General features: G+C 33.8%; 11 protein-coding genes. 4 read left to right on the top strand and 7 right to left on the bottom strand.

Annotation, left to right across the window (positions count from 1 at the left end):
• Window positions 1-176 precede the first annotated feature (176 nt).
• The 5 genes from IJE13_RS07960 to nikR all read right to left on the bottom strand — a co-directional run bounded on the left by IJE13_RS07960 (window position 177) and on the right by nikR (window position 5,201).
• Window positions 177-1,250, bottom strand: coding sequence for a phospho-N-acetylmuramoyl-pentapeptide-transferase (locus tag IJE13_RS07960; protein WP_292779126.1), 1,074 nt, complete (start codon window positions 1,248-1,250; stop codon window positions 177-179).
• Window positions 1,251-1,534: 284 nt separating this feature from the next.
• Complete coding sequence (locus IJE13_RS07955) at window positions 1,535-2,674, bottom strand: ATP-grasp domain-containing protein (RefSeq protein ID WP_292779109.1); 1,140 nt, start codon at window positions 2,672-2,674, stop codon at window positions 1,535-1,537.
• Window positions 2,675-2,800: 126 nt separating this feature from the next.
• Complete coding sequence (locus tag IJE13_RS07950) at window positions 2,801-3,496, bottom strand: hydrogenase maturation protease (protein ID WP_292779107.1); 696 nt, start codon at window positions 3,494-3,496, stop codon at window positions 2,801-2,803.
• Window positions 3,497-3,612: 116 nt separating this feature from the next.
• Window positions 3,613-4,548 (bottom strand): methyltransferase domain-containing protein, encoded by a 936-nt coding sequence (locus IJE13_RS07945; protein ID WP_292779105.1) that lies wholly within the window; start codon window positions 4,546-4,548, stop codon window positions 3,613-3,615.
• A 200-nt stretch (window positions 4,549-4,748) separates the two neighbouring features.
• Window positions 4,749-5,201 carry a nickel-responsive transcriptional regulator NikR gene (gene nikR / locus IJE13_RS07940; RefSeq protein WP_292779103.1) on the bottom strand — a complete coding sequence of 151 codons (453 nt, stop codon included), beginning with the start codon at window positions 5,199-5,201 and terminating at the stop codon, window positions 4,749-4,751.
• A gap of 263 nt (window positions 5,202-5,464) precedes the next feature.
• On the opposite strand from nikR, the gene IJE13_RS07935 reads away from it, so the two are divergent.
• Window positions 5,465-6,256: an alpha/beta hydrolase gene (locus IJE13_RS07935; RefSeq protein ID WP_292779101.1), complete on the top strand. Its 792-nt coding sequence runs from the start codon at window positions 5,465-5,467 to the stop codon at window positions 6,254-6,256.
• Window positions 6,257-6,317: 61 nt separating this feature from the next.
• On the opposite strand, the gene IJE13_RS07930 is transcribed toward IJE13_RS07935, so the two are convergent.
• Complete coding sequence (locus IJE13_RS07930) at window positions 6,318-6,773, bottom strand: hypothetical protein (protein ID WP_292779099.1); 456 nt, start codon at window positions 6,771-6,773, stop codon at window positions 6,318-6,320.
• 260 nt (window positions 6,774-7,033) lie between these two features.
• Window positions 7,034-7,501, bottom strand: a complete 468-nt coding sequence (locus IJE13_RS07925; RefSeq protein WP_292779097.1) for a HEAT repeat domain-containing protein — start codon at window positions 7,499-7,501, stop codon at window positions 7,034-7,036.
• A 349-nt stretch (window positions 7,502-7,850) separates the two neighbouring features.
• Here IJE13_RS07925 and aksF point away from each other — a divergent pair, with 349 nt between their 5' ends.
• From aksF to IJE13_RS07910, 3 genes are all read left to right on the top strand, one after another.
• Window positions 7,851-8,855: a homoisocitrate dehydrogenase gene (gene aksF, locus IJE13_RS07920; protein ID WP_292779095.1), complete on the top strand. Its 1,005-nt coding sequence runs from the start codon at window positions 7,851-7,853 to the stop codon at window positions 8,853-8,855.
• A 68-nt stretch (window positions 8,856-8,923) separates the two neighbouring features.
• Window positions 8,924-10,420 carry a class I adenylate-forming enzyme family protein gene (locus IJE13_RS07915; protein ID WP_292779093.1) on the top strand — a complete coding sequence of 499 codons (1,497 nt, stop codon included), beginning with the start codon at window positions 8,924-8,926 and terminating at the stop codon, window positions 10,418-10,420.
• 328 nt (window positions 10,421-10,748) lie between these two features.
• Window positions 10,749-11,492, top strand: a complete 744-nt coding sequence (locus IJE13_RS07910; RefSeq protein ID WP_292779091.1) for a glucose 1-dehydrogenase — start codon at window positions 10,749-10,751, stop codon at window positions 11,490-11,492.
• Window positions 11,493-11,602 lie beyond the last annotated feature (110 nt).

The following is an 11,602-nucleotide window of genomic DNA, read 5'->3' as shown; positions in this document are numbered from 1 at the left end:
GAAACAGTTAAAAACATTGCTTGGAATTTATTTACAAGTTTTGATTCTGGAACATAAATATTTGTTACAAAATCATTAAAATCTGTAATTTGCAAAAATGGTTGATTTCTCCCTGTGTAATAATAAATGCTAGAATCAAATTTGATTGTTTTAATTAAGTTCTTTAAATTAATTATCTATGAAAAGATGAATAGTTTTCCTAAGATTCCAATTGCACATACAACTACAGTAAGCAGCCAATAGCTTAATACAATCTTGATCTCTGACATTCCCTTATAATTCAAGGTATGATGCAATGGCTCTACAGGCAAAGTGATTATATGAGCCCTGTGCATTAGGCTTATGATGGTTGATACGATTGGCACAGCCAATGCAAGCACTCCAAAGTAAGGCATGTCAGTTATAAGCACTGCTGCTGCATAACCGGTACCTAAGATGAATGACCCGGTATCACCCATGAATATTGAAGCAGGATACTTATTGAACACTAAAAATCCGAGACATATTGCAGTAAGGAGTCCAAATGGATAAAGTGCAGTTTGATTTCCAAACATATAACCGTATACACAGCATGCAAATGATGCAATGGCTATTATTCCAGCAGCCAAACCATCCATACCATCAATGAGGTTCACTGCATTGATTGCACCCAATACACCTATGATTACAACAGGATATGCCAATAGGCCTAAACTGAATCCACCGAGAGTGGCCACTACACCTGTAAATGCTAGGAAAAGACCAGGCAACAACTGTACAATGATCTTAACACTTTCGCTTGGCTCGTATTTGATTGGGATTTCAGCAACAAGCTCAAGCTTGCCTTTATCAATCAAACCGCCGACCTGTTCCTTAGCCTTATCGGTGGTTATTCTTGCCTCTTCGCCTACTCCCAAATCAAGTAATCCTATTGGAACAATGGAATCGCTGATGTTCTTTACTACCTTTTGATATTCCTTTACCCTAAGGCCCAAAAGGTCATCAAGGAGTCCCATAACTCCACCGGTAAGCATGATGAATGAAACTATTAGAATATCTGTGTTCTTATAATACAAGGATAGGATAAGCAAGATTGAGAACAGGAAAGCTATTCCTCCCATTGTAGGAGTTCCTGCCTTATGCCTATGTTCACTAACTATAGGATTGTCAGATAAATCCGCATCCTTTAAGGTTTTCCTTACAAACCATGTGAATATCACTGTTGCAAGGAAAGTTATAAAAAACATCATTATTACATTTGTCAAATCCATATTCATCACACTAAGTTTTAAAAAAATATTAAAAAATTCATACTATAATATAATATTTTATAGCAATCATAATATTTATATTTTTATTTATATATAAGAAAATGACATTACAATGATATTATCATCACAGATTGACATGCCAAAAGAACATCATAAAAAAAGCATTTTAAAAAAAGAAAAGTTAAAAAAGAGAATAAAAAATAGTTTTTTGATAATAGAATTTTAACAAATATTTTTCAAAAAAAAATTCTAAAATGAAAAAAAATCAAAACTGATAAAAAAAATTAAATATTATAATCATTGCCTGTTAATTCCTTAGCTATTTCAAAGGTTTCCTCTCGGGTGTTTCCTCTTATGGTAAGTCTTTGATAACCTTTAGGACCATGTACAATGAAATTGCCATTGACATACTCCTTTACAGGCTCTTGAGGAGCTGGCCCTTCATAATCACCTATTGGTATTTCTAAAGTATAATAACTTTTCATTTCACTTTCAAGAGTCTCAACATCGAATTTTCCAATAGCTATATCTACAAGCAAATTCAATGGATTCAAGTCTGTACATGCAAAGGAGAGATACCTTGTTCCGCTTGGACGAGTGTTTATTTCAATCGCATAGACCTTGTTTTCATCTTTTGAATAGATTAAGTCCATATCTATTGTTCCTTCAGACTTGAGATTTGTAGCTATGTGCTTGGCTATCTTTCTGAACTCCTCATTATCCATCTCGTCAAAATCACAAGGACCATATCTGAGCCTTTTTATCGGATGTATTCCTTCCAGATTGGTTTCTCCCTTGTAGACTGGAACCAAAGGCAGATATTCTCCATCCCATCCGATAACTTCAATTGAAACTTCAGACCCTTCAATGAACTTTTCAATTAAAGCCTGTTCAAAAGTGTTAAAATATTCCAAGACATCATCATATTGATTTGTTATGCAAATATCCTTACCCCCTTGACCTTCTCCCTGTTTCAAGACTATAGGGAATTCAAAGCCTAATTTTCCTAAAAATTCCTCTTCACTATCGAAATCATCCTTATTCAAGACCTTTGCAGGTGGAACATTGAGATTGATTGATTTAAAGAATTCCTTGGTTTTTATCTTATCTGATGCAATTGAAACAGCGTTGACATTGGAAGAAATTACAGGAATATTGTGCTTCTCTTCAATTTCCTCTTTCATGATTGCCACATCCATCAATGGAGGGTCAATGCCTAAAAGAGGAACGATAGCATCTACCTTCTCTTCAATGGCTATTTCCATTGGCTTATCCATTCCTCTTGGAACGATATAATATTTGCTAGGCAAATCCAAATTAGGAGCTTCCTCATTTGATTCAGTTATTATGCTTTCCACTCCCAATTCATCCACATGATAGGCCACATCATCGTATAATCTTGATCCAATAAACAACACTTTCATAAAATCACATTTGGAATTCCATTCATTACTCAAAATAGAAGAATAATCGTTAATCTATTATTATATTTAAAATCCTATTAAATAAAATTTACTTAAAAAAAATAAAACAAGAATAATCTCGAAAAATCAGATACCCAAAATCTTATCGAACAATAATTTTACAAGCCCATTAGATGACTCTTTTACATTATCAGACAATTCAAATGACAAGTCCATTGATTCGGGCTCTATGCCTATGAAAAGAATGTTGAACTCGTTTTCCAATTCAAGATATCTGATGAGATATGCTAATGACATTGAGTGTGTTGAAATGCTGATATCCACAATATTGTCCTTATTTACAATATTTATCTCACCTGCTTCCATATTCATCAGGCTTGCATCGATGATTATGATATGGGAAGGATTGATTTTCTTTATAAGCCCTGTGAAGTTTTCTGGGACAGAACCGCCATTGATAAAAAATGTTTTTTTCATCCTTTCAATCAATGACTCATTTACATCAACATTAAGTTTGTCGATGTACGAATCAATACCCTCATCTAGAGGTGTATTTCCAGTGTTAATGTCAATTACATTATCAAAAAACTCAAATTCATTATCTTGATTTTCATTTTGATTTATATTAATTTCTTGGCGGATATCATCGATATTTGAATTATTTAAAACATAAGCCTTTAAAATGGATAACTGATTGATTATATATGGTCCTAAACCATCATCTCCACGAATATCATTTCCTATTCCTAATACAATGAGACTATCGCAATTTTCCAAAAACAAATCAATATCCGTACTTATTTTATCAAAATTATTTAACATTTTATCACAATGGAACATATTTGAAAATCATGAAAATTTTTACACTTGAAATACAACTAAATTATTATGCATTCAGCATATTTTTCATAGGTTGAACATTATCTAATCAAACAGAATCAATCATGAATGATATCCAAAATTTCTGTATTGATGGTCTCCACTCCCCCACCCATGACATATTCCAATCTTATCCTGATTGTATCGCCAGATCTCACTTCAATCTCTTCAATTGGTATAAGCATTTCAGGATTCATCATGGGAGTTGGCCCACAGATAATATTTTCATTCAATTTGGTAAAGCTTGTAAGCTTGATGCCATTAATCTTTAATTTATCTTCCCTGATATTAAAATTTTCTTTAAAGTCGAATTTTTCATATCTCTCTCCCAATAGCTTCTCTTCAAGACCAATCTCTTGCAGATCCTTTTTGCCGAATACCTCCAAATCAATAACTGCACTGAAATTGGGATCAATCTCATCAAGGAAATCAAATTTGCTGTAAACAACAGATTTCCCTAAGGCAATATAAACAGGACTGTATTCATCATCCTCATACTGTATGAAATGATTGTTCATGAAAATAGGTTCTGCTGAATTGATGATACCCTTTGGAATGATTTCCCCATCTTCCTTCAAATATTCCTTGGCACGATTCAAGACTGGAACTTCCTCCTCATCAATGAGGGCAGTGTCCAACATCTCACAGATAATCAGATCAGCCTTTTCATTCAATTTACTGAAATCGAAACTCAATATATCATCATTATAGACTTGGATCCTATCGAATCCTTTAAGGTTCTCTTTAGCTAATTGATAGGCCGAATTATTCAGTTCAATAGCTATTATCCTATCCATATATGTTTGTGCAAAATAGCTTAAAACTCCAGAACCGCATCCCAAATCAAAAGCTATTTTCTTATCAGAATCGTCTAAAGCATTGGAACCATCATCATTCATTCTTTTGGCATAGTCATCAATTGCTTCCTTGAAAGCACTGAGCCTTTCATAGTCTCTCAATAGCTTGAAATGATAGGAATTGACTTTAAATTTCATAATAACACTTATAATGAAATATGGATTTTAAAATATAAAAATAGATAAGGTAATAATTCAATTCTGCTAAAAAAATTAAAAAATAAATCAATAGATAATTTAAACTCTTTTTTTAAAAAATAGAAAAATAAATAAAAATTCATTGAAACAATGAACTTTTAATTAAAAAATAAAAGAAAAATAGAATTTTAAGACTTGATTTAGTGACTGTGGTCATGATCATGGTCATGGTCGTGATCATGGTCCAAGGACTCACCGTTTGCTGTAGAGGTAAGCTTTACATGCTCTACACCTTTAAGTCTCATCATTCTTTCGGTAAGGTCTCTGATTTGAGTGACTTCACCGTTTACGACAATGACTTCCATACAGTATTTGTGGGTCATGTGAATATGCATACTTGCATTGATTTCCTTTCTATAATCATGCTGGATGTCTGCCAAGCTTTCCATAACTCCAGTGAAATGATGGTCGTAGATGATGGTGATTACTCCTACCCTTTGACCTTCCATTTCGTTCATCCATTGATATCTTAAGATATAATCACTTAAGGCATCACGAATACCTTTTGAACGTGATTGGTAACCTCTGTCTTTTAAAACTTCATCAAACTCAGCCAAAAGCTTTTTTGGTAAAGACATACTTATTCTCATCATATTAAACACCTAAAACTACAATACAAATAATTAATAATTAAATTTTCATCAATTATTACTTTTTTAATAAAAATCTCAACATTATTAATATTCTATTTATATATTATTACTTTCTATAATATAAATATTACTAAAATTATTACAAATTTCAGATAAAATAATAAAAATTATGAAAAGTTTTAATGCTGGTTGTGATTACTATATCAAATACTTAATCCAAATAAGAAAAAACATTATATTAAACTTAAAATAAATGATTTAATATGACTAAAATGATGATCAATGACATTAATATAAATTATGAACTTGAAGGAGAAGGAAAGACAATAGTTTTCGTTCATGGATTGTCCGATAACCTGAATTATTGGAAAGTATTGACTGAAAACCTAAAGAATGACTATCAGACATTGATTTTTGACCTTAGAGGCCATGGAGAATCCGGTGATGATGAGAGAAAGACTACAATCGACCTGTATATGGAAGACCTCTATCTCTTATTGAAGGCTCTAAACATAGAGAATGCAACATTTGTAGGGCTTTCATTAGGTGGAAATGTCATATTGGACCTTGCTGTAAATCATCCTGAGATGGTCAATGGACTCATAATCATGTCCAGTTTCCCGGAACACACAGAAATATTGGAAAGGATATTTGATGATTTCAGGACAGCAATCAATCAGGGATTCGTTGAATTCTTCGACACCATATTGCCATATACATTAACTGAAGACATGCTTGAAGAGCATAATGAAGTGTTGGAAGCCCTGAAATATGAAGCTGCAGAAGTGGCAAATGTGGAAGGAATCAAAAAGGGAATAGAGGCAGGATACGGATTCAATATAACCGATAAATTAAGTGAGATTGATGTTCCTACAGTGGTGATTGCTGGAAAAGAAGACAATTTGACAGATTTGGACATTCAAATGAAAATAAGCGATAACATTAAGGATGCTGAATTGCTTGTTTTTGATAAGACAAAACACAACATATTGATTGGCAGCAATATTGAAAATGTGTTAAACATCATTAATGATTTTATGAAAAAAATAGATTGAAATAGTAAAAGGCAGATTATCTTAAAAGTCAAGACTAAAAAAAAGAATGAAAATTTAGAGATTATAATATTTTATAATAATCTCCATTTTTTCTATAAACGGCTTTAATGAGCCCCTTGTTTTCCAAAGACAACAATATATGATACATTCTAAAGTCAGATAGCTTCAAGTCCCCATATAAAAGATTTCCTTCAATTTCATATCTTGAGACAAATCCCTTATCATCGGCCAAGGATTTGATGATTTCGAAGGATGCCTTTTCCTTTTGGTTCAATTCAGCATTTATTACATCCTCTTTTGAATCTACAGTGTTTATCTGTGCATCCACTTCTTTTAGCTGAACTGTAGATCCATCATAGAAGACCAATCCTTTAGACTTCAAGCTGTTTAGCAAATCATTTAAATCATGTTCATAGATTCCCAAATCCTCTTTCAAGAGGGAAACATCTATTTTTTCTGATGAATATGACTTGATTTGATTTAAAACTTCCTCTTCAGCTATAGTAATTGTAATCATAAATAAAACCTTTTTTTGTCTTAAAATTATTTTTTCTTATCTAATTATATTTTGTAAAGCATTATAAATAAACTTATAGACAGCAGTTGAAAAGTAACTGATCTTAAAAAAATAATTTTTAAAAATCTAAAAAAATATTCAATTAATAATTTAAAAATTAAAAAAAGCATTATATAATAGTTTAAAATCGAAAAAAGTATAGAACAATTAAAAAAAGTAATTATGAAAAAAGTAAAAAAAAGAGAAAATGAATAAATTAATTATTCATCCTTTAATCTGTTGATTGCATCTTTTGCACCGTATTGCACAAAAGAGCTTTCATCATTCAATAGCTCTTCGAGTTTTGGAAGAGCTTCCTTAGCGTCAAGTGCGCCTAAAATCCAGCAAGCCGCACCTCTTACTCTCCATTTAGGATTGTCCAATTCTGCAATGACCGGTTCAATGGCTTCATCACCCATGGTGGTCAAAGCTGTTGAAGCTTCCTGTCTTACCCATTTGTTTCTGTCTTCCAAGGTTTTTACAAGTGCTGGGATAGCTCTTTTATCTCCAATGGCCTTCAAGACTTCAATTGCACCAAGCTTAATGTTCTTATCTCTTTGATCCAATGCTGCAATGAGAGGTTCAACTGCCTCTTCACCTTTAAGCTCAAGTGAACCGATTGCCTCTTCCTTAACGAAATCATCATCATCCTTTAAGTCTAATATAAGATCATCAATTGACTTTTCCATATTATTACCATCCTAAAACATTAATTATCCAAAATAAATTTTACTTAAAATCATTCAATCATATGAATAATCAGCTATACTTATTTATACAATTGAATGTACTTAATTATTATTATAATTTACAAGTATATAAATATTTCGACTTTATACGAACAGTATTATAATACACAAATAATATCATAATCAATAAAGACAATAATGTACAAAAATATACATTAAGGTTTAAAATTGCAAAAGTTTTTTATATAAAAGAACATAATATAATATATTAAATTAAAAATTATTTTAAAAAATATTAAATTAAGACTTAATAAAAAAAGATTTGAAAAAATTTAGGATTCTGAAAATAATGATTAAAATAGCAAGAATAGATGGAGATGGAATAGGAAAGGAAGTTACAGAAGCTGGAGTGGCTGTACTGGAATCCCTTGACTTGAACTTCGATTTCATCGAAGCGGAAGCAGGTAGGGAATGCTTTGACAGGAATGGAACAACCATACCTGAAGAGACAATCAGGATAGCAAGAAATGCAAAGGCCACCCTCTTTGGGGCAATCACTTCAACTCCTGGCCAAAAAAGCCCTATCATCACACTCAGACAGGAATTGGATACATATGCGAACTTAAGGCCCATCAAATCATTCAAGGGCATAGACTGCCTCTTTGATGACCTGGATTTCCTTATTGTAAGGGAAAACACTGAAGGACTGTATGCAGGAATTGAATCAATAGATGAAAATAGAGATAAGGCAATAGCACATAGAGTGATCAGCAGGAAAGCAAGCGAAAGGATATCAAGACTTGCTTTCGAGCAGGCCATTAAGCTGGAAAAGGAGTCTGTAACCTGTGTGCATAAGGCAAACGTATTGAAGAAGACTGATGGAGTGTTTAAGGAATCATTCTACAAGATAGCTCAAGACTATCCAAATATCAAAACAAATGATTATTACGTGGATGCAACAGCCATGTACCTTCTGACAAAGCCACAGGAATTTGATGTGATTGTCACATCCAACCTTTTCGGAGACATATTGTCTGATGCCTCAGCAGGCCTTGTTGGTGGATTGGGACTTGCTCCTTCCGGAAACATTGGAGACAGGCATGGACTGTTTGAGCCTGTTCATGGATCCGCACCGGACATTGCAGGAAACAATATATCAAACCCGATAGCCATGATACTGTCAGTTTCAATGATGCTTGAATACCTTAATGAGGATTATTGGGCGGAAAAAGTCAAAGTGGCCTGTGAAAATGTCTTGGAAAAAGGAAAGGTAAGGACACCTGACTTAGGTGGAAAGAACAAGACAATGGATGTTGCAAATGAGGTAATTAAGGAAATTGAGAACTTGAAATAATTTAAGATTAAAAAAATAGTTATTTATTCTAATCAAAGAAATCATTTAACCAATTAAAGAGGAAAAACATGTTGAATATAACCACATTTTTAGATGCTAATGCACGAAGATTAGATAAAGATGTTTATTATTGTCCAAGTAGAGGCTTAAGATACAATTCAAGTGAAGTATTGCATATTGTGTCAGGAATCGGACAAAGCATAAGGGATAAGGGAATTGAAAAGGGAGATAGGGTATTGATCTATTTGAACAACTCCCCAGAATACCTGTTTTCACTCCTTGCAATATGGAGAATAGGTGCAATAGCCATTCCAACAAACAGGATACTGACCTCATCAGAACTGAACTACATGATTACAGATTCCGATGCAAAATTGATAATTACCGATGATGATGCGGAAGAGACCATAAAAGTCTTAAATATTGAATCCTACATCGTAGAAAACTGTGAAAGCTTTAAGGAAAGTGAAATCTTGGCTGCTGAAGAGACCGATTGGGATGACTTATGCCAATTGCAGTACACTTCAGGAACAACCGGAAAGCCTAAAGGGTCCATGTTAAGCCATGGAAACTGGTTTGCGGCAATCCACAATGCCTGTGATGTATTAACCTATAAGGAAAACGACACATTCCTATGCATCTATCCGATGGCTCATGTAGGAATCCTATGGGCAATAGCTGCACTAAGGGCAGGTGCATTGACCATCACAATGGATTTCTTTGAAATCAACGAATACCTTGAATTGTGCAAAAGCGAAGAAGTAAGCGTATTGTCAGGAATGCCTCCTGTAATCCATACATTGACAAATCTCGAAGAGGAGAAAAGAGCTAATCTATCAACTGTTAGAGAGATCATCAGTGGAGGAGGGCCATTGCATAGGAAAATCTGGAAAAAGTTCATGGGTCAATACAACATTCCAATCATCAATGCATATGGGCTTTCCGAGACCATTGTAATCGGTACAGGAACCGTCATCAGACCTGAAGACTATGCCACAGCAGACAGATACGAAAGCGTAGGACACCCGGTATGCTTCTCAGAGCTTAAGATTGTCGATGAGGATGACCCTAACAAGACATTAGGCCACTATGAACATGGAGAGATAGCCCTCAGAGGCCCTGCAATAGCTAAAGGCTATTGGGGAATGGAAAAGGAAACCAAGGAATCCTTCCTTGAAGACGGCTGGTTCCTTACAGGAGACATCGGATATATCGATGAGGACGAGCGTCTTTTCATTACAGACAGGAAGAAGGACATGATTGTAATGAGCGGATGGAAGATCTATCCTACTGAAGTTGAGGAAACCCTTATCAAATATCCTAAAGTGGATGAGATAGCCATCTTCAGCATTGCTGACATCCACAGGGGAGAGCTTCCTGTAGCTGCTGTTGTATGGAAAGAGGAAGAGGACCCTGAAGGATTGGTCGCCTATTCAAAGGAATATCTGGCAAGATACAAGGTTCCAAGAAAGATATTCACCATGGATGAGCTTCCAAGGGTGAACGGTTGGAAACTCCTGAGAAGGGAACTAAGGGAAATGTATTCAGTTAATGATGATAAATAATTTCTCACATTTTTTTTCTTTTTTTAATATTTTTTATTATTTTACCTTTTGAATATTATTTTTTCAATTAAAAGCTATTTTTCACTTATTCAATTTTTTAAATTCTCATTTTGTCAAAAAATCAATTATTTTTTTCTATAAATCATATAATAAAAAAATGATTTTTTGAACAATTATATAATCATATTAATTTTACCTAGTTAAATATATATCTTTGTTCAAAAATCTTAAACAAATTTTAGAATTATTTAAAAATCTTTAAATAGTTAATGAAATATACTATTAATTACAATATCATAAGATCTTATGATTAGAGAAGGTGAAAAAAATGGGTAAACTAGATGGAAAAGTAGCAATCGTAACCGGTTCAACCTCTGGTATGGGCCGTTCCACAGCAAAATTATATGCTGCAGAAGGCGCTAAAGTTGTTGTAACTGGAAGAAACGAAGAAAGAGCACAAGCTGTAGTGGATGACATTATAGCAGCTGGCGGAGAAGCATTTGCAGTCATTGCTGATATGGCAAATGTTGACGACATCAAAAAGATCTTCGATGAAACCATTGAAAAATATGGAACTGTCGACATCTTATTCAACAACGCAGGACTTTTAAGCATAACTCCTCTCTTGGAGATTACCAAAGAAGAATGGGACAAAGTATTTGCAGTAGACGTATACGCTCCATTATACTTGACCCAATTAGTAGCTCCTGTAATGAAAGAAAAAGGAAAAGGTGTTGTAATCAACACTTGTTCAGTAGCTTCCTACGCTGCACACTTCGGATTTGTAGGTTACATCTCATCCAAGCACGCTATTGCTGGTCTTACCAAATCCATGGCATTCGAACTTGGTCCTGAAATAAGATGTAACGGTATTGCTCCTGGTGCTATCCACACCGCAATGGTAGATAGTATCGGTGGAGTGGAAGCATTGCAAATGATGGTTGACGGAGCACCTATGAAAAGAGTAGGTCAAGGAGAAGATATTGCTGCATTGGCATTATTCCTTGCTTCTGACGAATCTGAATTCGTAGACGGTCAAATCATCAGATGTGACGGCGGATTTGAGTGTTAAGCTTTTTAAAGTAGTTGGATCTTTATCCGCTACTACTATTTTTATTTTTTTAATTTCTTTATCTTTGATTAACTATTTTTACAGAATTATTTAAAAAAAATGAAAAAAAG

Origin of the sequence: Methanobrevibacter sp., assembly GCF_017410345.1 — an archaeon.
Taxonomy (GTDB): Archaea; Methanobacteriota; Methanobacteria; order Methanobacteriales; family Methanobacteriaceae; genus Methanobrevibacter.
Note: the sequence above shows the minus strand (reverse complement) of the source record. Positions and strands in the feature narration are given on the sequence as shown.